The organism is Citrobacter sp. Cpo148, assembly GCF_030332375.1.
GTDB lineage: Bacteria > Pseudomonadota > Gammaproteobacteria > Enterobacterales > Enterobacteriaceae > Citrobacter > Citrobacter portucalensis.
Genome location: NZ_JAOWHY010000048.1, coordinates 261,433 through 284,521 on the forward strand (window position 1 = coordinate 261,433; position 23,089 = coordinate 284,521).

20 protein-coding genes are annotated in these 23,089 nt (G+C 48.8%); 13 read left to right on the forward strand and 7 right to left on the reverse strand.

The window, feature by feature from the left end; all coding sequences use genetic code 11:
• Positions 1-25: 25 nt before the first annotated feature.
• The 3 genes from OGY10_RS19855 to OGY10_RS19865 are packed head-to-tail and all read right to left on the reverse strand — an operon-like array spanning position 26 to position 2,977.
• Positions 26-1,540, reverse strand: coding sequence for a tripartite tricarboxylate transporter permease (locus tag OGY10_RS19855; protein ID WP_003826025.1), 1,515 nt, complete (start codon positions 1,538-1,540; stop codon positions 26-28).
• Between the two features lie 10 nt (positions 1,541-1,550).
• Positions 1,551-1,985 (reverse strand): tripartite tricarboxylate transporter TctB family protein, encoded by a 435-nt coding sequence (locus OGY10_RS19860; RefSeq protein ID WP_008321484.1) that lies wholly within the window; start codon positions 1,983-1,985, stop codon positions 1,551-1,553.
• A 14-nt stretch (positions 1,986-1,999) separates the two neighbouring features.
• A complete protein-coding gene (locus OGY10_RS19865; RefSeq protein ID WP_191226875.1) occupies positions 2,000-2,977 on the reverse strand; it encodes a Bug family tripartite tricarboxylate transporter substrate binding protein in 978 nt (325 codons plus the stop codon).
• Positions 2,978-3,130: 153 nt separating this feature from the next.
• On the opposite strand from OGY10_RS19865, the gene tctD reads away from it, so the two are divergent.
• The 13 genes from tctD to OGY10_RS19930 all read left to right on the forward strand — a co-directional run bounded on the left by tctD (position 3,131) and on the right by OGY10_RS19930 (position 18,783).
• Complete coding sequence (gene tctD / locus OGY10_RS19870) at positions 3,131-3,805, forward strand: transcriptional regulator TctD (RefSeq protein WP_003826032.1); 675 nt, start codon at positions 3,131-3,133, stop codon at positions 3,803-3,805.
• On the forward strand, positions 3,792-5,204 hold the full coding sequence (locus OGY10_RS19875; protein ID WP_032944678.1) for a sensor histidine kinase: 1,413 nt from the start codon (positions 3,792-3,794) through the stop codon (positions 5,202-5,204). The genes tctD and OGY10_RS19875 overlap by 14 nt, the downstream gene beginning before the upstream one ends.
• A 454-nt stretch (positions 5,205-5,658) precedes the next feature.
• The gene (locus OGY10_RS19880; protein WP_008785590.1) at positions 5,659-7,074 is read left to right on the forward strand and encodes an undecaprenyl-phosphate glucose phosphotransferase; all 1,416 of its coding nucleotides are present in this window, start codon (positions 5,659-5,661) and stop codon (positions 7,072-7,074) included.
• Positions 7,064-8,350, forward strand: coding sequence for an outer membrane beta-barrel protein (locus OGY10_RS19885; RefSeq protein ID WP_008785589.1), 1,287 nt, complete (start codon positions 7,064-7,066; stop codon positions 8,348-8,350). The genes OGY10_RS19880 and OGY10_RS19885 overlap by 11 nt, the downstream gene beginning before the upstream one ends.
• 1 nt (position 8,351) lies before the next feature.
• Complete coding sequence (locus OGY10_RS19890; RefSeq protein ID WP_003826038.1) at positions 8,352-8,909, forward strand: polysaccharide biosynthesis/export family protein; 558 nt, start codon at positions 8,352-8,354, stop codon at positions 8,907-8,909.
• A gap of 2 nt (positions 8,910-8,911) precedes the next feature.
• Entirely contained in the window at positions 8,912-11,041 is a 2,130-nt protein-coding gene (locus tag OGY10_RS19895) for a GumC family protein (RefSeq protein ID WP_191226876.1), read from the forward strand.
• Positions 11,038-12,249 carry a lipopolysaccharide biosynthesis protein gene (locus OGY10_RS19900; protein WP_149608164.1) on the forward strand — a complete coding sequence of 404 codons (1,212 nt, stop codon included), beginning with the start codon at positions 11,038-11,040 and terminating at the stop codon, positions 12,247-12,249. The genes OGY10_RS19895 and OGY10_RS19900 overlap by 4 nt, the downstream gene beginning before the upstream one ends.
• Positions 12,246-13,616: a hypothetical protein gene (locus OGY10_RS19905; RefSeq protein ID WP_008785587.1), complete on the forward strand. Its 1,371-nt coding sequence runs from the start codon at positions 12,246-12,248 to the stop codon at positions 13,614-13,616. Before OGY10_RS19900 ends, OGY10_RS19905 begins: the two co-directional genes overlap by 4 nt.
• A 4-nt stretch (positions 13,617-13,620) precedes the next feature.
• Positions 13,621-14,610, forward strand: coding sequence for a glycosyltransferase family 2 protein (locus OGY10_RS19910; protein ID WP_008785586.1), 990 nt, complete (start codon positions 13,621-13,623; stop codon positions 14,608-14,610).
• Positions 14,611-14,624: 14 nt separating this feature from the next.
• The gene (locus OGY10_RS19915) at positions 14,625-15,836 is read left to right on the forward strand and encodes a glycosyltransferase family 4 protein (protein ID WP_191226877.1); all 1,212 of its coding nucleotides are present in this window, start codon (positions 14,625-14,627) and stop codon (positions 15,834-15,836) included.
• 1 nt (position 15,837) lies between these two features.
• Entirely contained in the window at positions 15,838-16,950 is a 1,113-nt protein-coding gene (locus tag OGY10_RS19920) for a glycosyltransferase family 4 protein (RefSeq protein WP_191226878.1), read from the forward strand.
• A gap of 2 nt (positions 16,951-16,952) precedes the next feature.
• Positions 16,953-17,360, forward strand: coding sequence for a hypothetical protein (locus tag OGY10_RS19925; RefSeq protein ID WP_003826052.1), 408 nt, complete (start codon positions 16,953-16,955; stop codon positions 17,358-17,360).
• A 31-nt stretch (positions 17,361-17,391) separates the two neighbouring features.
• Entirely contained in the window at positions 17,392-18,783 is a 1,392-nt protein-coding gene (locus OGY10_RS19930) for a DUF4832 domain-containing protein (protein WP_191226879.1), read from the forward strand.
• A gap of 46 nt (positions 18,784-18,829) precedes the next feature.
• Here the strand turns inward: OGY10_RS19930 and galE are convergent, their stop codons facing one another.
• From galE to OGY10_RS19950, 4 genes are all read right to left on the reverse strand, one after another.
• On the reverse strand, positions 18,830-19,846 hold the full coding sequence (galE, locus tag OGY10_RS19935; protein ID WP_191226880.1) for a UDP-glucose 4-epimerase GalE: 1,017 nt from the start codon (positions 19,844-19,846) through the stop codon (positions 18,830-18,832).
• A gap of 67 nt (positions 19,847-19,913) precedes the next feature.
• Complete coding sequence (locus tag OGY10_RS19940; RefSeq protein ID WP_191226881.1) at positions 19,914-20,852, reverse strand: glucosamine inositolphosphorylceramide transferase family protein; 939 nt, start codon at positions 20,850-20,852, stop codon at positions 19,914-19,916.
• A 207-nt stretch (positions 20,853-21,059) separates the two neighbouring features.
• Complete coding sequence (locus OGY10_RS19945) at positions 21,060-21,695, reverse strand: carbonic anhydrase (protein WP_003826059.1); 636 nt, start codon at positions 21,693-21,695, stop codon at positions 21,060-21,062.
• Positions 21,696-21,849: 154 nt separating this feature from the next.
• A complete protein-coding gene (locus tag OGY10_RS19950) occupies positions 21,850-23,022 on the reverse strand; it encodes a MalY/PatB family protein (protein WP_191226882.1) in 1,173 nt (390 codons plus the stop codon).
• Positions 23,023-23,089: the final 67 nt, after the last annotated feature.

The window sequence follows — 23,089 nt, forward strand, 5'->3', positions numbered from 1 at the left end:
AAGTGCAACGCCATCCGGCATATTATTAACCGATATCCACCTGCGGTTTGCTGTTGCGTTTACGGATCATGCGCAGCACCGGCGGGACCACGATAACCAGTACCGCCATCACCAGCAGCACTTTCGCCACGCCGCTGGCCCACAGAATATCCATACTGCCGTTACTGATAGACAACGCCCGGCGCAGGTTCTGCTCCAGCATTTCCCCGAGAACGAAGCCCAGAATCAATGGCGACATTGGGAAGTGCATTTTACGCAGGATGTAGCCCAGCACGCCGAGGGCGACCATCAATACCAAATCGAAGGTGGTGCTGTGAACGGCGTACACGCCAACCGCGGAAACTGCCGCGATAGCCGGTACTAAAAACCACAGCGGGATGGTCAGCATGCGGGTAAACAGACCGATCAGCGGAATGTTCATCACCAGCAGCATTACGTTAGCAATTAGCAGCGCCGCAATCAGCCCCCAAACGATATCCGGCTGCTCGGTAAACATGGCTGGCCCCGGGGTGATGTTGTACAGCGTCAGCGCGCCCATCATCACCGCCGTGGTACCGGATCCCGGCACGCCGAGCGTCAGCATCGGAATAAAAGAGCCACAAGCCGAGGCGTTATTGGCGGCTTCTGGCGCCGCTACGCCACGAATATCCCCCTTGCCAAAGCTGTCGCTGTTGCCGCTGAGCTTTTTCTCGGTCATGTAGGTGATGGCACTGGCAATGGTGGCGCCAGCGCCAGGCAGAACGCCGACGAAAAAGCCAATCACTGATGAACGCAGGGTGGCCCCTACGCACTGTGCACCTTCTTTGGCGTTGAACAACATGCGGCCCGTTTTACGCACCAGCGTCTGGCCACTGCTGGTATGTTCCAGCATTAACAGTATTTCAGAGACAGAGAACAGCCCAATCACCACCACGATAAACTGCACACCGTCGGAGAGATGGACACTGTCAAAAGTAAAGCGATAAACCCCGGTGTTGGCGTCTACGCCGACGGTCGCAAGTCCGAGACCGATAAGCGCTGCCAGAAATGATTTCAGCGGATTTTGCGCCATCATGCTGCCGAGACAGGCAATGGCGAAAACCATTAAGGCAAAGTATTCCGCCGGACCGAAGGCCAGCGACCATTGGGCTAACGCCGGGGCAAACAGAATGATGCCCCCGATGGCGATAAGCGAACCAAAGAAAGAGCTGACCGCCGAGATAGAGAGCGCCACGCCGCCGCGTCCTTGCTGCGCCATCGGGTAGCCATCCAGAGCGGTCATAATCGCCGCCGCATCGCCAGGAACATTCAGCAGAATGGAGGAGATGCGCCCGCCATATTCACAGCCTATGTAGACTGTAGCCAGCAGGATCAGCGCGGATTCTGCGGGCAGATGCAGCGCAAAGGCCAACGGCAGCAGAATCGCCACGCCGTTGATCGGCCCAAGGCCAGGCAACAAACCCACAATGGTGCCGACAAAACAGCCTATCAAGGCGATGACCAGGTTTTCCGGCGTCATTGCCACCGCGAAACCCTGAGAAAGATAAATCCAGGTATCCATCGTTTCTCCGTTAACCCAGCCAGGCGCCGAGTGGTAAGGTGACGTCAAGCAGTCGGTCAAAGGCATACCACAGCAGAATGCCGAGCACCGCGCCGGAAATACCCGCAGCCGGGATGGTTGCGCCGAACAGCATGCCAATCACCACGGTGAGAATGGCGGTGGCGATGGGAAAACCGAGCCACTCAAAACCCCAGGCGTACATCAACAGAACAATGACCATCGTCAGCAGCTTTTGCAGCACGTGGCGACGGGGCCAACTGATGGTGTCCGGATGGCGCAACAGCAGCGCCACGGCGCAGACCAGCATCAGACTGATAATGCCAAGCGGGAAGGGACGCGGCCCTACGGGTTCATAGCTGTATTCGCTGCTGATTTGCCAGGCCACGAACAGCCCGGCTATGCAGAGCAACAGCCAGATACCTGCGAAAATACGATCGCTCATCATCTTTGCCTCTGCGTTTACTTCGCCAGACCGAAGGCTTTCGCCTGCTCACGATAATCCGTGACCTGCTTTTTCACGTAGTCGTCGAGCTGTTTACCGCTCATGTTGAACTCAAACAGACCGCGCAGATCGCGCTGCTTTTTAAACTCATCGGTCTGCTGGAGTTTGTTAAAGGCATCAACCCACCACTGATACTCGGCGTCGCTGACTTTTGGTCCAACGTAGAAGCCACGAATGATCGGCCACACCAGGTCGTAACCCTGCTCTTTGGCGGTTGGCACATTGGCTAACTGACCCGGCAGGCGTTCTTCAGAGAACACCGCGAGCACGCGTATTTTGTCGCCGCTGAGGTAAGGCACCATCTCACTGAGATCGCCGGAAACCACCTGTACGTGATTTCCCATCAATGCGGTAACCGGTTCGCCACCGCCTTCAAAGGCCACGTAGCGCATCTTGTGCGGATCGACATTGGCTTTTTGCGCCAGCAGCGCCGACTTCATCCAGTCCTGGCTACCGATAGAGGCGCCAGCACCAATGACCACGCTGTTGGGATCTTTTTCCATGGCTGTCAGCAGATCTTTCAGCGTCTTCCATGGCGCGTCCTGACGTACGGCAATCATGCCGTAGTCGGTACCCACACTGGCCAGCCAGCGGACATCATCCACGCCGTAGCGGCCAAATTTACCTTGTGACAGATTCAGCAAGGAGCCGCCGGAGAAGGCCACCACGGTGCCCGCTTCTGTCGGGCGTTGGGCAACAATCGCGTTATAGGCCACAGCGCCAACGCCGCCGGGCATGTAGGTCACGCGCATCGGTTTTTCGATAGCGCCGGTTTCCATCAAACTCACCTGAATCAGCTTACAGGTGAGATCGAAACCACCGCCGGGTTTAGCAGGGGCGATACATTCAGTGCGCGACGGCGCTTGTTCCGCCAGTACAGAGGTACTCATCAGTAAAATGCTTGCAGTAAGGGTACGAAATAACTGTTTTTTCATTGTTTATCCTCACACCGGAAAACCGGATTTTCAGGTACGGAAGAAGATTTTTGTGATTATGTGAGCCGATGTGTAGCAGTTCGGTTGCGTGATTGTTAAAACATTAACCTTTCAATTCCCTTTCAATGCGGCAGAAACTTTACAGGATGTGATATGCGTCTCTTATTAGCGGAAGATAACCGTGAGTTAGCTCACTGGCTGGAGAAAGCGCTGGTGCAAAACGGTTTTGCCGTTGACTGTGTGTTTGATGGCCTGGCAGCCGACCATCTTTTACATAGCGAAACGTATGCGCTGGCGGTGCTGGACATCAATATGCCCGGTCTGGATGGCCTGGAAGTCGTTCAGCGGCTGCGCAAACGCGGGCAGACGCTTCCTGTCCTGCTGCTGACGGCGCGTAGCGCGGTGGCCGATAGGGTGAAAGGGTTGAACGTCGGAGCCGATGATTATCTGGCAAAGCCGTTTGAAATCGAAGAACTGGATGCCCGGCTGCGGGCCTTGCTGCGTCGCAGTGCGGGACAGGTGCAAGGCATACAGCAACTGGGGGAGCTGGCGTTTCACGATGAAGGCTATTTTCTGTTGCAGGGGCAGCCGTTGGCGCTCACGCCACGTGAACAGGCGCTGTTGACGGTGCTGATGTACCGTCGGTTGCGGCCGGTTTCACGTCAGCAGTTGTTTGAGCAGGTCTTCAGCCTGAGTGATGAGGTTAGTCCCGAAAGCATTGAGCTGTATATCCATCGCTTACGTAAAAAGCTACAGGGAAGCGATGTGCGTATTGCTACGCTGCGTGGTCTGGGCTATGTGCTGGAGCGTAGCGATGAAGTGGGTTAAACCCCAATCGTTGTACCTGCAACTGCTGATGTTTCTGGGCCTGCCGCTAATGTTGCTGTGGGGCCTGTCGGCATTCAACAGCTATGTCAGTGCGCTACAGGCGGCGACCCAGGCGTATGACCGGACACTACTCTCATCCGCCAGGACCGTCTCCGAGCGGCTGGTGGTGCGCAATAAACAGCTGGAAGTGAACGTGCCATGGGTGGTGCTGGACAGCTTTGAACTGAATATGAACGACCGACTGTATTACAAAGTGGTTGATCCGGCGGGGAAGGTTATCTCGGGTTATGACGATTTACCGGCGATGCCGCCTGCCACCTCGCGCACGCGTCTTTACCCGGCGCTGGCATGGTTTTATCACACCGAATATCGCGGTGAGGCAATCCGCGTGGCACGTCTGCTGCAGCCCGTCAACGAAGGCGGCATTGTCGGCATGGCGGAGATTTATGTTGCCGAAACGCTGCAATCGCGGCGTTATCTGGCGCGACAGCTGCTGTTTTCCTCGTGGGTTTCGCAAGGGCTGCTGGTGCTACTGACTCTGGTGCTGGTTGGCTGGCTGCTGCGCCGGGTGCTACGCCCGATGCGCCAGCTGTCATCGCTGATGGTGCGTCGTGAGCCAGGCCTGCTGACGCCGCTGCCGGAGCTGCTGCCATGGTCGGAAACCCGTCTGCTGATTGTGGCATTCAACCGTTATCTGGACCGACTTCGCGGTCTGATCTCTCGCCAGGAGCGCTTCAGCGCGGATGCTTCCCATCAGCTCAAAACGCCGTTGGCGGTACTGAAAACTCAGGCATCGGTGGCTCTCGCCAGCGCCGAACCGCGGCAATGGTATGAGAGTTTACAAGCCATGAGTAGCACGCTCGATAATACCATTCAACTGACGGAGAGACTGTTGCAGCTGTCTGCGGTGAAGCGCAAGGAGCAGGGGGAAAGGCATTTCTCGCCGGTTAATCTGTATGAGGTGGTGCAAACCAGCTGTTTTACCCGACTGGCGCAGTCGCGTAGTAAAGGGATCGATCTGGGCTATGAAGGGGAACAGGACGCGGTGTGGGTCGAGGGAGATGAAGTGCTGCTCGGCGAGCTGTGTGGGAATCTGCTGGATAACGCACTGAAATACACGCCGTCGCAGGGGATGGTGACCGCCCGACTGCAACGAGAAGGAGAGGCCGTGGTGCTGGTGGTCGAAGATAGCGGGCCGGGCATAGATGAGCAGATGGTTCATCAGGCTCTGCTACCGTTTCATCGTCTTGATAACGTAGGCAATGTCCCAGGCGCCGGGATCGGCCTGGCGCTGGTCAATGATATTGCTCGTCTGCATCGCACGCATCCTCAGCTAACGCGTAGTGAGACATTAGGTGGGCTGAGGGTTCGGGTACGCTTTTTAAGCGTTACCGTATGAGGTATTCATGGCGATGATATTTGTTGTTTAATTATAATAAAAAGTAATTAATTGTATTATTAATATCATTTGAAATGTTGTCGTAAGGCAGCTGTTTTTTATTTTAATTACGGTATTAAACAGCAACTCTAAGGTGATTCAACGTCACTGAAACAATACTTTTGTGCAATTTATCATACATAAAACACTTTTTCATAGACCATGAGATGTTATCTGTCAATAGCAAAAATGTTGTTAAAGGTTATCTTTTTGCTGAGGTAGATAAAACTTCTATTGATGTCATCTGCACTAAAATCATATAGATACGATTTCACTGGGGAGTGTTGTCACAGTAATGAGTATTATTTTTTACATTTACTGACAATGTACCATTGCGTTTTTTAGACTTGTGATATAATTAGCAACATGAAATGAGAAAAAAACAATTAAAGATCAATAAATAATGGGCTGAGATATGCTTAAAAAATCGCTAAAGATTAGCAGCCAAGGATATCCAGTCTTTTTAAAACTGGTCGATTTCATTGTTATCAATGTGACGTTAATTTTTAGCGCCCATCTGCTGGGTTTGGTGCCCTTTAACACCATTGCCATTTTGAGTCTTCTCTTCTCAATCTTTTTCTTGCTGTTTGCTGAATACATTAAAATGTACCAGCAAAAGATTAAGACGATCGGTTTACGTAATCAAAAGCGCTTGGTTTTTTGTACGCTGCTGGCGATTTTTTTTAACGAACTGGTCAGTATGACGGTGGCTGAACCTGAGTCACTGGGCTACTTAGACAGACTGCCTTCCCCTTTTTATTCAGCTATTATTTACTGGTACTTCATTCCATTACCTTTTCTTTACTACATTCGTTTTTTTATTTTTAAGTATTCAACGAAAAAGAGTATACGCGTGGCGATTATTGGTCTGACCGACAATGGTCTGGCCGCAGAAACCGCGCTAATGAATGAATACGCCAATATCACATTAGATCTGGCCTTTTATGATGAGCGCGCCTTATCTCGCTGTGGCGATGTCGTTGATAAGGTTAAAAGCCCCTTTCGTGGTCCGGTGATCAATCTGGTCGAGGAAGCCAAGAAGGGAAACATAGACGAAATCTATATTGCTTTACCGATGGTTGCTTTACATCGCATTCGTCACTTTTTGGCCATGATGTCAGACACCACCGTAGATACCTATATTGTCCCTGACTTTTATACCTACAGTAACAACATGTCCAAGTTACGCTCCATCCACAATCTGCAAACTATCGGTATCTTTAGTTCACCGTTCGAAGGGGCGGGCTCGTTTATTAAGCGGGCGGAAGATTTGGTTCTTGGCAGCATCATTATGGTGATGATTTCCTCCCTGATGCTGGCGATTGCCATTGGTATCAAACTCACGTCCCGTGGGCCGGTTTTTTTCAAACAGGACCGCTATGGCTTGAGTGGGCAAAAAATTAAGGTCTGGAAGTTTCGTTCTATGCGCGTCATGGAGAATTCCGATACGGTTATTCAGGCCACTAAAAACGATCCGCGGGTAACCAAATTCGGGAGCTTTTTGCGCCGCACTTCGCTGGATGAACTTCCGCAATTTATTAATGTTTTGCAGGGAAGTATGTCGATTGTCGGTCCCAGACCTCATGCGGTTACGCATAATGAGCAGTACCGCAAACAGGTCGAAAATTACATGATTCGCCATAAAGTTAAGCCAGGGATCACTGGGCTTGCGCAGATCAACGGATTCCGCGGGGAGATCGATGCGCTTTATAAGATGGAAAAAAGGGTTCAGTACGATATTGAGTACATTCAAAATTGGTCGTTATGGCTGGATATAAAAATTATTATTAAAACTATTTTCAAAGGATTTGTCGGTAAGAATGCATACTAAATTACTCGTTATTACCGGAATCGTGATATCGCAGTCCGCATGGGCTGATTTAACACCGAAATCACACATTGGCTTTGCGGGGATAGACTTCCAGGGCAAGGTCGCTGTGGACTATGGTTATAATGATAACGTGTCTTATCAGCCACATAGCAGCGATGCTATCGGTTCCTCGTTTCAGAGTGCGGCGCCCGTTCTGAGTATGATTGGAGAGCGTGGTCAGGATAAGTATTTGCTGATGTACTCTGGGGATTATCGTAACTACTCAAGCGATTCTGCTGATAACTACAACGATCATTTTTTCCGTTTTAACGGTGCCTGGCGGTATGGGCTCAAGCATGGCTTAACCCTCAATCTGGAGGATTCTCTTGGGCATGAATCCCGCGGTCGTGACATCACCGAGGGTTTTTTACCTAGTCAGTTCGAGCAGTATGGGATTAAATCTCCGCTGACGACGAATTTTATCAATAGTGAATTACGCTACAGCTACGGTGCGCCTGATGGTCGCGGCAAAGCGGAACTGGCGTTGTTATACAAAAAACTGACTTTCGGTAACACCTCTGATGTTCGGGACAGCAGTGAGGACTTCTACAATTATATTCAGGAACAGGAATGGCATGAAAATAGCCTGATAGCGGAAGTTTTTGACCAATACTCATCCAGAACGCGCTTTCGCTATAGCTTTATTACTAACCAGCGTCGTTATGATAACAACTCAGAAAAAGACACTAATGAGTATTATTTGCTGTATGGCCTGAAGTCGCAGTTGACGGGGAAAACCAATGTCGACATGAATATTTCATGGCTTTATAAAACATTTGAAAACAACGCAAACTCGCATGATTTTAATGGTCTAAACTGGGACATAAAAGCGGAGTGGAAGCCGTTACAGCAGTCTGTTTTCACGGCCCACTCTGCGCAAAGCATTAAAGACCCATCGGAAGTTGGGGGATATATTTTAGTGACCCAGTATGGCCTTTCTTACCAGCATTTCTGGTTAGGTACTCGTTTTTCTACTTTATTGGACTACTCATTCACTTCGGAAGACTATAAAAAACAGAACAAGGATCGGCATGATAAAGATGGCGTGTTTAGCGTCACCATGAGCTATGACTACACACCGTCGGTTAATTTTGAGATTAAATATCAGATAGATACATTAAATTCGAATAAGGATACTGACTCGTTTTATATCGGTCCCAACGACAATCAGGAAGTCATTAGAACGTTGGGTTATGATAATTCTATGATTATGCTTAAAGCTAAGGTTCAGATCTAAAATGAAAATAATAGAACTGTGCGCGGTTTTGCTATTCAGTATCCTGTTGGTCGGATGCACAGCGTCCAGCCCGCGATTAATGGACGATCCTGCTACTGTTCAGCAGGATTACCGACTTGGGGCGGGGGATACGGTCAATATCGCTGTTCATGGTCAACCCGATATGACGATGCGGTTTATTTTGGATAAGAGCGGGGAAATTAATTTCCCGTTTGTTGGTGCTCTTAAATTACAAGATAAAACCGTTGATCAAGTGACTAAAGAATTAACTCAACGCCTGACCGGAGATTATTTTACATCTCCAATGGTGACGGTGAGTATTGCCGAGTTCCGCAAATACTATGTTTCAGGTGAGGTAAAAAGTCCAAATGGCTTCGCTTATGAGCCAGGGCTTACCGTCGAGAAATCTATTGCGCAGGCGGGTGGATTTACAGATCGTGCTGACCGAAAAGATATCAACATTCGCCTGTCAGGGAGCAATCAGCTGCTTGAGAATGTCGATTTAACGCACTCTGTTCATCCTGGGGATGTCGTGATTATTGGCATGGGGTTCTTCTGACGATGAAACTATCAATAGTGGAAAACGGCAAAAAACGAGAAAGCAGTGTCGAATTCTCCCGCTTTGCCAAAGAGCTGAAAAAGAACGCCTGGAAAATCGCGCTGGCCGGTATCGTTGCCGGGGTCGTCGCGTATCCGTTAATCAGCATGATGTCCTCAAAGTATGTTTCAACGGCGACGGTGCTGATTAAGGCGCAGGCTGATAACGTTTCTCCGTTTCCACAGGTTGATGGTTTCGATTCAACACGCAGTGGTTACTACGAAACACAATATGCGTTGATGCATTCACGTATTGTGCTGGAGCAAGCCGTACGTGATATGAAGCTGGATGAAAACCCGGAGTTTACCGGGGAAAAAGCCGGTGCTCAGGGGGCTGATAGCAATGAAAGTCGGCAACTGAGAATGGAGCAAGCGCTGAAAACGCTGGCGAAAAATCTGAATGTCATTGGTATTCGTACGACGAACCTGGCGTCTATTACCTATGAATCAACGTCCCCACAGGTAGCGGCTGACATTGCGAATGGCGTCGCGCAGGCTTTCATCAACTACACGGTGGAGCAGAAACGTCTGAAGGTGGAGAAAGCTCGCGAACTGAATTTTGAAAAAATGGAAGAGATTCAGAAGTCGATAGCTAAGCAAAAAGACGAGATGGACAGCTATCTGAAAAATGCCGGGCTGCTGACCTTCCGCGGTATCGATGGTTTTGAAACCGAGCAGTTAAGTATCGTAACTAATCGCCTGGCCGATGCGACCCAGCGTCGGGTTGCCGCTGAATCCGTCTATAACGAGGTGAACGGGGGAGGTAAGTCCATTGAGAGCGTTATCTCGCTGCCTTCGGTCTCTAACCACGCTCAGATCCAGGATTTGCGCATTGCGTTGATTCAGGCGCAACGAACGTTGTCCGAACAGCGTAAAGTCTATGGGCCAAAAAATCCCGCTATTTTAAAAGCCGAGGCCGATGTTCAGTCGATCCAAAGCCAGACCGGACGAGTGTTGGGCGAGCTGAAAGTCGGTTTACGTCAGCAATATCTGGCGGCGCTGGCGGACGAAAAAAACTATCAACAGCAAGTGATTGAGCAGAAAGAGATCTTCCAGAAAATGGCGTCAAAACGGGATGCCTGGAACAGTCAAAAGCTGTCGTTAGATAAAATGGAAGACCTGTATAAATCGCTTTATCAACGTACTCAGGAGCTGTCGCTGTCCGGCGTGAATGCCGATGCGGTGTTATACGACCCTGCGGTACCCGCGTTAAAACCGGCGAAACCGAATAAATCTTTATTGTTGCTGATGGTGGTCATGCTGGTGGTGGTGTTCAGCATCATGTATTTCATTGTCAAAGCGGCAATGGATAACTCAATCGGTACCCTTAGTCGCATGAAAAAACGGCTCAATGTTGTTCCGTTGGGTGAAATTCGTCGTTTTAGCGGAACCTCAGGGCGCGCACAGGTGCGGGACATGATCATGAAGAACCCGCTTAATGCCGATATTGTGCACGGTATCCGTACCCGGATTATGCTGGATAATCGACCTTTACAGACGCTCGCCGTGGCGTCGACGGAGCACGGCGATGGGCGTTCTTTGTTGGCGAATCTGTTAGCGAACTCTTTTAGTTTCGACCAGAAAACACTGCTTATTGATGCAGATTTCTTTAACACTGGTGGGCTCACATCCGAGCTGGCGTCAGCTACATCCGCAGGCTTAGCGGAACTGCTGCGCGGGGAGACAGAGCTTGAACAGGCGAGGATCAAACTCAGTGATAACCTCGACTTTATTCCACACGGCAAGAACACCATCTCATCTTTACTGATGCTGTCGTCGGAGCATGTTGAACTCTTAATGCGCGAGTTGAAATCGCATTATCAGCGCATCATTATTGATGTTGCTGCCGTGAATCAGAGCCAGGATGTTCAACTGATCAAACGTGCCGTCGATGGCGTTGTTTTCATTGTGAAAGCCGGGGCGGGGTCCGCGGGACTAATCGCCAACGCGCTGGATAAGATCGAGGAAAATAACGGCGTGGTGATTGGTGCGGTGCTCAATGCTGTTGAAGAAAAGGATCTTGAGACGCAAGAGGGTCTGCGTTCACTGAACTTCAGTACCGATCAACTGATGGCAACGCCAGGCCGCGTATGAGTCTACTGAAGAGCGCTTCCACAATAGCCGGTTCATCAGTCATCTCGCAGTTGATTGGTGCACTGTCTATTTGGTTGATTTCACACAAGTACGATATGGCTGAAGTGGGGCTTTATGCGCTCAACTACAGCATCGCCGTGGTGGGCGCTCAGGTGTGTACCTTTGCATCACAGCTGTTAATTCCTAAACAGCAGGATGACGAACTGGTGCAGAATGTTGTGTTTTGCCTGATCCAAAGCACGATCATTGCCTTACCGTACGCTGTGCTGACCGCGTGGCTGTTTCACCAAAACATTCTGTTCCTCTATTTACTGACGCTGGCAACGGCGTGGGTTTTAATCTCGGAAAACCTGTCGCTACGCACGGCTAACTTTCGTTTTCTGATCTTCCAGCGCATTTCTGTTTCTGTGGTCGTTGTACTTTCCGTCCTTCTTACGCACCATGTACAGCTGTTTTATTGGTCGTGGGCCTGCGCGACGATGGTGCTGACTATAAGCTGTATTTTGCATTCGTTTGATATTCGTTCGGTGGCGGCCAGACATCTGCGACCCGCCAGTAATTGGCATTTTTTCAAACAGAATATTCATCACATTACCAAAGTGGGCAGCGCGGAAGTGCTGGCGATGGCCAGCAGCAATTTGCCTATTATGCTGATTAATTTTTGGTTCTCGGCGCTGACGGCGGGTTATTTTTCCGTGGTTAGCCGCTTTTGCCTGGCGCCGGTGGTGATCATCGGGAATGCGGTGCGCAATACTATTTTTTCCAAATGGTCTATCGACTTCAGAAATAATACCTTCAACTATCAGGAGTATACCAGGGTACGTATGCTATTGCTGGTACTAGGGGTTATCTGTACCCTTGGGGTTTTTATTTTCTATCCGATTGTGATGCGCCTCGGCTTTAGCGAAGACTGGATAAACTCCATTGAGACGTCACGCTACATGTTGCCCTATTTATTCCCGGCGCTGGCGATAAGCCCTCTGACGGTGATAGAGCTTATTTTTGGTTCCCATCGCTATTTTCTGCGTATCCAACTGGAACAGCTGGCGATTGTACTCTTCGCTTTTGTTGTGACGCCCTATTTTTATAAAGATTATGCAACGTCGGTCATCTTGTTTTCTTCACTGACATTTATTCGCTACGCCTTCATTTATCTGAAAATGAATAAGCGAGCCAATCTCCTGAAAGACAAGCCGGTGATACTATGACGCTGAATACCGGATACTATTTACAGGTTTATACCTTTGTCACGCTGATCCTGTGTGGCCTGGTGCAATACTTTACCGGCATGCAGTCAGTGCTGTGGATACCTTTTTTCCTCACCTTATTGATGGTGGGATTATTGGTGATGCAGACGCGTGATGGCTCCTTACATTTGGATGCCCAGGAGACGATTGTCCTGGCGTTGTACTTTTCGTTTCTGGTGCTGGCTGGAGCATCGACGCTGATTCAGGGCGGGATCACAGTCGCGATTGTGGCATTTAAAAACGAAATTGCGCTGTCGCTGGTGATGATCTGTTTGTTGCTGGGCTTTTGCAGGGAATCACAGATTTACCGCGCAACGCGCTATCTGTATTGGGTGTTTTACGCGCAGATTCCGGTAATGATTTATCAGGTTTTACTGGTCGTTCCCCAGCGCGTTGCGGTGCGCGGCGAAGATGAGAAATGGGACTCCGTGGTTGGCACGTTTGGCGGTGACCCAATGGGGGGCGGGAATACTGCCGCAATGGGCTTGTTTTGCCTGTTAATTATGTTGTTAAAAGTCTCCGAATATAAGCATGGGCTCACCACGTTCAAGTCCATGGCGCTGCATATTGTTCTCGGTATCGGGTTATGCATCATTGGTGAAGTGAAGTTTGTCATCCTGTTATCGCCTATATTCCTGGCGTGGGTGTGGCTTTCACCGAGCTACGTCAAAGACGTTAGTAAGGTCAATCTGAAGACGTTGTTGGTTATTGTGGCGGGAATGCTGTTGCTTATTAGCCTGTCGATTGTGATCCTCGCGTACTATTATTCTACAGCGTTCGGTGGCGATCCATCGAAAAGCTCGTTAAGTATTTTTATCGACTCCTTAAGCTATATCTTTGATCCGAACTACATTATGTCTACCGGTGAGTTAGGGCGCTTTACGACGTTCCTGTTCTGGTTGAAAAATAACGATCTGTGGGGGCTTTCAGGAACGTTATTTGGCTACGGACTCAATGCCACTAACAGTGGTAGTACGGTGTCGCCGGGCTTTTTGAATATTATCTACAACTTAATTCTCGACTCGACTTCCCTAAGTATGCTGCTGTGGGAAGTTGGGGTGATCGGCACGTTGCTCTTTATTAGCTTATTCATTTATATCCTGAAAGTTTGTCAGCCAAAGCCATTACTGACGCTTGAACAACTGGACCAGCAGGATCTCCAGTTATTGAGCTTTGCACCGGCGTTTAACGCTTTTGCTATCAGTTGCTTAATTAGCTTACCTTACAGCCAGATACTGATGATTACACCGATGTTACAATTCCTGTTCTATTTATCACTAGGATCAAGTTTAGTGATTCGTCGAACCGTCCTTCGCTGCGTAGGGTAATTGTATGGACCAAAAACCGTTTATTTCAGTGAGTATTAAAACACTCAATGAATCTAAATGTATTGAGAAGACGATTGACAGTATCCGTAAGCAGCTTATTGATTATCCACACAAAATTATTGTGGCAGATAGTCTGTCAACGGATAACACCCAACAGCTTGCGATCGATAAAGGGGTGACCGTAGTGTCCTTAACTGACCCTGGCGATCGCTGCTGTGGCGTCGGGCACCAGTTAGGTTATCTGTATAGTGAAGGGGAATATCTGTTGTTGATGGACGGCGATATGGAGCTGGAGGAGGGCTTTGTGGATCAGGCCGTCGCGTTTTTGCAGGCCGAACCAGAATATGCAGGCGTTGCGGGAACCGTTGAAATGGATGATGCCGTAAACTATGAATTTAAATCGCGTAAGCAACGCATTAATAAAATCTATCCACTCGGGGATAGCGATCATCTGGGTGGCGGTGGGCTGTATCGTCGGTCGGCAATTGAAAAAATTGGTTATCTGACTAACCGTAATTTGCACGCGTATGAAGAGGCTGAACTGGGCCTGCGTTTAATCGAAGCAGGCTATAAACTGCGGCGTCTGGATATTCCTTACTTCAGCCATACGTCACATACGCTGCCGACGTTTAAGATGCTGGCGCGGCGCTGGACCAGTGGTTATTACCAGGCGCCAGGTGAGCTTTTGCGTTGTAGTTGGGGGAAACCCTGGTTTTCCCAGTCATTCAACATCGTGAAGAATGAGGCGGTATTTGCGCTCTACCTTATTCTCTTATTTGTGGCGATGCTCAGTTTAAATATCAATGTGTTTGCCGTTGCGCTTCTACCATTACTGGCGTTTGCTTTGTTGAAGATTGTGCAAAACCGCTCGTTAACAGATGGGCTGCAAAGCGTTATTAATTTAATCGTACGCTCAGCGGGGCTGATCAAAGGTATTTTTTATCCGGTACGCGATCCGCTGACTCCGCCTAACAGTAAAATCATTCATGAATAACCGGGGCAGGCGCCATGAAAGTATTATTGGTTAACAAGTTTTTTTTCATCAAAGGCGGCGCGGAAACGGTTTATTTTCAAGAGCGCGATATGCTGAAACAGGCCGGAGTGCAGGTTATTGATTTCTCTATGCGGCATGAGAATAATTTCCCCTCGGACTATACGGATTATTTCGTCAGTAATGTGGACTACCACAAAGCGAGCAATCTGCTGGGTGGTATCAAAACGGCGGTTAACTTTATTCATAATTCGCAGGCCTGCAAAAAAATGCTGGCGCTATTAGAAATAGAGCGCCCGGATATCGTCCATTTTCACAACATCTACCATCAGTTAACACCAGCGTTGATTAAAGTTGCGCGCAATTTTGGCTGCAAAACGGTGCTGACTGCGCATGACTATAAGATAGTCTGTCCCGCCTATTCCATGCTGCGCGACGGCAAGGTGTGTGATTCCTGTATCACCGGAACGGTTTTTAATGCCTTCAGGTATCGTTGTCAGGAAGGTTCAGCCTCAAAAAGTTTACTGCTCTCCCTGGAGGCAACCTGGCAGTACATTGCACAAAACTATCAGGCACTGGATGTGATTGTTTCACCAAGCGTTTTTTTACGCGGTGTCTTGCTGCGCACGCTGCCAAATTCGCGCATTGATGTCATCGTCAATGGCGTTGATGACAGCCGTCCCCTGGCTGAAGTGAGCGATGAGGGCTATATGCTGTACTTTGGCCGTCTGAGCCGTGAAAAGGGCGTGGCAACGTTGTTGGCAGCGCATAAAAAAATGCAGAACAAAGCGCCGCTGAAAGTTGTAGGGCACGGTCCGTTGCATGATGAATTAGCCGCCAAATACACTGATGTTGAGTTTTTAGGTTATGTGCAACAAGGGGAGGCGCTCGATAAGCTTATTAAGCATGCGCGAGCGGTGATCCTGCCTTCAGAATGCTATGAAAACTGTTCAATGGCGATATTAGAGGCGATGTCCTTAGGCAAGCCAGTTATCGGGTCGCGCATTGGCGGTATACCGGAACAAATTCGTGACGGTATCGAAGGGATTTTATTCGAACCGGGCAATGCGCAGGAGTTAGCCAATGCGATGGATGCCCTGGCCGACTCCCCAGAGAAAGCGCGGGTCATGGGCTTACTTGGTCGTGCGCGGTTGAGTGAAAAATATGCGCTGAGTAAACATATAGATACCCTCCAGGCGCTGTATAAAGAACTGCTGAGCAGGCCATAGTATGAGTAAAAAAATAACGGTTTTTGGAACGCGTGGTATTCCCGATGTATTGGGCGGTGTGGAGACACACTGTCAGAATCTTTATCCTGCCATTAAACAGCAGTTCGACGTGGATATTTGCGTGATCGCTCGCTCGCCATATGTAAATTACAAACGATCGGTATATAAAAAAGTCGAAACCTACGCGCTGTGGGCACCCAAAAAGCGCTCGCTGGAAGCTATTGTCCATTCCGTTATAGCGGCGTTTAGGACACGTATCGACCATTCAGATATTGTGCATGTCCATGCTATCGGCCCTGGCCTTGTGATCCCACTCTTACGCGTGATGGGTAAGAAGGTGGTTTTTACCCACCACGGGCCCGATTACGATCGCCAGAAATGGGGATTTGTAGCCAAAAAAATATTGTTGCTGGGTGAGCGTTGGGCGGTGAGATATGCCAACGAGGTGATTGTGATTTCTGACGTTATTAATCAACTGATCCAGAAAAAATACGGTCGCTATGATGCGCATTTAATTCACAATGGCGTGAACGAGCCGAGGTTATTATCACAGCTCACCATCGACAGTACGCTCTCCCGCTTTGGGCTGCAGCCGAAAAACTACCTCGTGGTGGTTGGGCGGTTTGTGGAAGAAAAAGGGATGCATGATGCCATCGCCGCTTATCAACACAGTGGTTTGACCATGCCGTTAGTGTTAATTGGCGATGCGGATCATCCGACCGAATACAGCGTGCGCCTCAAAAAGCTTGCCGCCGACACGCCAGGCGTTGTGATGACTGGTTTTTTACGTGGTGACGAACTTCAGGCGGTGTTTTCGCAGGCTAAATTGTTTGTGATGCCCTCATACCATGAAGGATTGCCTATTGCGCTGCTGGAGGCAATGTCATTTTCTCTTCCGGCCGTCGTCAGTGATATTCCGGCTAACCTTGAAGTTCAACTGCCCGCCGAGGACTATTTTAAGGTGGGAGATGTAACCGGTCTGGCTGAAAAATTAGGCCAAGGGGCAACAGCAAATAGCGTGGACTATGGTGTATATTTGCAAAACTACAATTGGCATGAAATCGCCAAAAAGACGGTTAACGTCTACCACTCCATTGATAAAGATATAGGTTAATTTTGACCAGTCCTCAAAATCGTCCTCCTGCCATCGAACGGTTTTACGCTCACCTTGATGAGCGGATAGCGGAGGAATTGACCCCTGAACAAAAAGAAGGGGTGGAAAAAGCGCTCCTTGCTACAACCCTGACTTCGCGGCATCAGATCGATATTCGCAGAAGCTTTCCTTTTTTCAGTAAGCGTTATTATCTGGTTTTTTTGTTTGGCAGAGATTTACGCCGCCAGCATCGCCAGGAATCAACCCTGTCGAGAATGTTACTCACTTTTTTGCTGCTGATTGCCGTGCTATTCGTCACCTGCTGCATATTGCTGACGCTGTATATGATCAAATCCGCGTTAGGTATTGATGTGTTCCAAAATTTTCACGTAGGTATCTGGGACTGGTGGTTAAGCCTGAAAGACCGCTAGCGTTAACAAATTGGTGGAGGACGTCATTGCGATGAAGCGTAAATGGGTTTGTGCGTTGTTGTGCATGTTTTTCCCGCTGACGGTTATGGCCGCATTGACGACCGTTACCCCCAAAGCATTGACGGGCCCGTTAACCAATCCGGGGATTGGCGTGGCAAGTTTTCATCAGGGATACGGTGAAACGCTGGGGCTGGCGGACTATCCCAATACCGGATTTGAATACGAGCGTTTTTACTGGCGGGACCTGGAGCCAGTCGAAGGCCAGTACAATTTTGCGTTGGTGGATGATGCCTTCAAATACGCGGCGGCACATCGCCCTGCGATGAATGTCGGGCTACGATTTATGGCTCTGGCAGAGCCGGAAAGCGGTTCGCAAATACCTGACTGGCTGATTAAAAAAGGCGTGAAAGGAACCTGGACGCCGGATAAAAAGACATTTGCCCCGGATTTAGACGATCCTCTGTTTATTGAATACAGCCAGCGTCTGTTGAACGCATTTGGTAAGCGCTACGATGGTAATGAGAATCTCGCGTTTGTTGATATTGGCATGGTGGGATCGTGGGGAGAATGGCATAACAGCAACTTCCCGAACCTGAAGCCATTACTGGAGCGATACACCACGGCGCAACTGGATCGCTACGTCGAGATGCACTTTTCTGCTTTCCCCGTGACGCCAAAAATCATGTTGATAAGCAGCGGACAAAGTCTGGCGAATGCGGTGGCGCGTGGGGCTGGGTGGCGTGCGGACTGTTGGGGGGACCTGCGCGTATTTTCGGACTCCTGGAACCATATGGCTGATGATTACCCGCAGCGATTGCTGGCTGCGCAGCAGAGTTATTCAGGGTTCAACGACGCCTGGAAACGTGCGCCGGTGAGTCTGGAGATCTGCTCGTATATGCAGGACTGGAAGAACACCTTTCACTATACACGTGCTGAAGTGCAGGGGATTTTTGACTGGGCGGTCAAGCAGCACGCCAGTACCATTAACCTGAAATCGAGAACGATACCCAGCGACTATCGACCGATTGTCGACGATGCGCTGACCAAATTGGGCTATCGATTTCGCCTTGCGTCCCTGAGCCATGAGTCCGTGTGGGACAGCGGACAAACGCTGACATTAAACAGTACCTGGTACAATGAGGGTATCGCACCGATTTATCTGCCTTACATACTGGCATTCCGGGTCGTAGACAGCGCCAATAAGGTGGTGGCACAGGGGAATTCCGCGGAGGATATTCGCCGCTGGCTCCCCGGTAAGTATCAGGTCAGTTATGCGTTATCTATGCCAGGCCGACTGGCGAAAGGGCAATACGCGATTGAGGTTGCGATGCTGGATAAGTCGGGTGCGGCGAGAATTAACTTTGCCAATGAAGGGAAACAGAGCAGCGGCTGGTACCGGGTGTCAACAATAACGGTACGCTAGTCAGACACAGCAGCGAGCCTGACGGTCAGGCTCGCTGCTGAGAACATTAAATTTGATACCCATTCGGGTTATTTTTTTGCCAGTTCCAGGTGTCACGCATCATTTCATCAAGGTTATAGATGGCCTTCCAACCTAGCTCTTTGTATGCCAGCGATGGGTCAGACCAACATTCGGCAATATCTCCGGGTCTTCTGGCGACAAACTGATAGTTAATTTTTGTCTGCGCTGCTTTTTCAAACGCCTCAATCAGATTAATTACGGAATAACCGACACCGGTACCGAGATTAATCACTTTGTAAGCCGCGCCTTTGTTCTGGCAATCCAGCGCGGCTAAATGACCGGTCGCCAGATCCATGACGTGAATATAATCACGCACACCGGTACCATCAGGGGTTGGATAATCATTACCGTACACCGACACGGTTTCCAGCTTACCAATCGCGACCTGGGAGATATACGGAACCAGGTTATTAGGGATACCGTTAGGATCTTCACCAATCCGACCCGATGGATGGGCGCCAACCGGGTTGAAATAGCGCAGGCAGGTAATGCGAAAATCCGGCTGTGCACGTGAGAAATCGGCCAGAATTTGTTCGACCATCAACTTAGACGTGCCGTACGGATTAGTGGTACCACCCGTGCGCGATTGCTCGCTCAGCGGCACGCTTTCTGGATTACCATATACCGTGGCAGATGAGCTAAAAATGAAACGATTAACGCCAGCGGCCAGCATCTCATCCAGCAAAACCAGCGTACCGGTGACGTTGTTTTCATAGTAGGCGAGGGGCTCTTTTATCGACTCTGAAACCGATTTGAGTCCCGCAAAATGAATGACATCGGTGATGTTATGGTCGGCGAAAATGTTTTTTAATGCCTGCCTGTCGAGAACATCGGCGATATAGACAGTGGGCTCTCTTCCGGTGAGTTCCGCGACCCTGTCCAGCGAGATTCTGCTGGCGTTCGCCAGATTATCGATGACTACGACATCATCGCCTCTTTCCAGTAGCGTTAACACAGTATGTGAACCAATATAACCTGCACCACCAGTGACAAGAATTGCCATACAGACTCCAGAAAAATGCTATAAACCCGAGCGATTTTCTACCAATGCCACCCGAGAATCCAGTGAATCAGTTATTTTGCCGGGTAAGGTAAGTGTTTCTGTATTTTATCATACATTTATATGCTATTTTTTTAAAGATTGCCAACAGACTGAACTTATTAACTTTTGTATCATAAACAATATAGTTATTTGAGAAGTTCAGCGTGTGGACGCCGTCACTGTGGTTGATCGACGAATTGATTTGTTCGATCAGAGTTTCAGCAAAATTAGCGTCGTTTAGTGTCACTAATTCTTTGATATAGATTGATTTTCCATAAGTTTCAGGTGTGCACTCCTGTGTAAGGAAGTACATTTTATTTTCGACCTGATAGGAGGCACCTGCACCTCGATGATGAGGATTGCTCACCTTTAATGAGGGGGTAATCCGCTGCCATTGTCCATAAATATGATCTGCGGAATGAATAATTATTTCGTTATCCATCGTGGTGGACAACAGATAACAGGTTTCATTAACTGAGATAAATACGTTGTCAGTTAATTCGGTATCAGAGATTAAAACTTTAACTTGCTTCCAGCGTGCAGGGAACTCAATTGACTGAAACAGTATTACCTCTTTTCTTTCTGAAGACTCGGGGATCATGAACAGTTGATCGTTGATATGTATCAGATAAGGGAATGACAAATGACACTTTAAGTCGTCAAAGCCTTCAAGCCTAATATCTTCAAGTTCAACCAGTTCACGGTCTAGAACGCGACATCGTAGCGTGCCTTTTGAGTTGCGAAAGCTAAGAGCTTCATAGAAAACATACAGTTTATCGTCTTTTTCAATCAGAAAAGGATCGGCCTGAAATGTATATTTCTTTTTTAACTGCTGCGCAGTGGATTTGCTTAATATCTCCAGAGTGTTGTCGGGGAATGAGTGTGTACCATTATCCTTAATAAGCATGATGTCCCACGACTCATGATAAAATAACTTATCCATTATTCTTTTTATTTTTTTTTGCATCTGCACCTGCTCCTTTTTATCGCCTGCACCATGTATGAACAGCTGTTTGCGACTCAGTGAATGAGCCTGCCGCAATGTTGTATAAATGTGCGAAAACCGATGTGGAACACCAGTGGCTACTTTAAAACTAGTCGCGAGCCCGTTTTTTGTCCACTAACAGAAATAGGGAGAGGAGATGTCCAGAGCATCCTTGCTCCAGTGGGGGAATTACTCGAAATGCACCTGCGGGTTATCTGCAAGGGAAACGTAGGTTTTGCTGTTTTTATCCAGGGTACGGATTTCACCGCTTTCGATGTCATACACCCAACCGTGCAGACGAAGCGCATTATTGCGCAGCCCAACCGCGACACAAGGATGCGTTTTAATGTTGTTAAGCTGTGCGATAACGTTTTCTTCCACCATGGCGTTAACTTTATCGATTGGGTTATCCCAGGTTTTTTTATCGACCACGGCTTTCGCGGCATCGGCATAGTGCAGCCAGTGAGCGACGGCGGGCATCGGATCCAGGGGCTGGCTATCGGCAATGGCTTTCATCGCGCCACAATTGGAGTGACCGCAGATGACGATATCCGTTACGCCAAGTGCGACAACCGCGTATTCGATGGTTGCGGATACACCACCCGGTTCCGGACCAAATGACGGTACGATATTACCGGCGTTGCGGATAACGAAAAGCTGTCCTGGATCTTGCTGAGTAACGAGTTCTGGAACCAGGCGGCTATCGGAACAGGAGATGAAAAGTGCCTTAGGATTCTGGCTGGATGCCAGGCTGCGGAAGAGTTCCTTGCGTTGAGGGAAAATCTCTTTTTGGAAGTTGAGGAAGCCCTCGATGATATGTTGCATAGCAGTGTCTCTTGTCTCTGTTTAAGCAGGTTATGATGAAGATCACACTTTCCAGTTTAACACCAGCCGACAGAAGGGAAAGACTTTATAGCAGTTCAGCAACATCTTTGGATAATTTTGCCCCACCGTGGCAGGGCAAATCGTGTGATGTACGCTATGCGTTCTGCCATTTCTGGTATGCCGCTTTTAGCCTGTTCATCGCGTCTACCAGTACCGGGCGTGAGCAGCCAACGTTGAGTCTCATATGCCCCTCTCCACCGGGACCGTATTGCGCCCCAGGTGACAGGCCAAGCCTGGCGTCATGCACAAAAAAAGCGCTTAGCTGTTCATCGTTGAAACCCATTTTTTCCGCGTTCAGAAACAGAAGATACGATGCGCCGCCATACACTATTGAGATCAAAGGACAGTGCTTTTCAATTTCACTTTTCACAAACGCTACATTGTCGGCCAGATAGGCCAATAATTTCTGGTGCCAGTCGGCGCAATGGGTAAAAGCGCTATAAATGGCCGCCTGCTGTAATGAATGCGTCTCGGCAAGGTAGCAGTTATCCAGAAAGTGGTAGAACTGATGGCGTAATTCATCATTCTTAATAATGGCGATTCCGCCCTGGATCGCCGCCGTATTGAAGGTCTTGCTGATGGAAGTAAGCACGATTGACCGACTATCTGGTGCTTCATCAACAGTAAAAAACGGCAAATGGCGCTTTCCTGGCAGGGTTAAATCACTATGCACTTCATCAGACAGAATGATGACGCCAGCCTGCTGGCAATAGTGGCTTATTTTTTCCAACGTTTCCCGCGACCACACCATTCCACCTGGATTATGCGGTGAAGGGAACAAAAACATTTTGCACTGCTTGAGTTTCTCGCTGAAATCATGCCAGTCAAATTCATAGTGCCCGTTTTTCTCAATGAGGCGCGTCTGAATCAAATTCCTACCGCTGGTGTTTACCAGATTAGGATAGGGATCATAGATTGGCGTACAGGTTAAAATATTATCGCCTGGACGGGTAAGCGCCATTAAAGAGAGTACGATAGTTTTTATAACACCGGGAATAAAATGTAACCAGTGTGCCTTGATATCGGCATCATACTGTTGTGCATACCAATGAATAACAGATTCTTTCCATTGTGGATAATCCAGGTTATAGCCTTGCACAGGCTGCGACACCACCGAACGCAGCGTGCTCATGATTGGCTCTGGTGTCGCAAAATCCATATCTGCAATCCACAGCGGTAATACATCGGTGGTACCGTACATCTGTTGTAATTGCCCGTATTTACGACAATTAACATCCCTTGTGACAATATCATCAAACAAAGACATTGTTGACTCCTGGAAAGTCTCTGAAAATAGTGTAAGCAACGCAAAAGCGAAGAATGTTTATGTATAT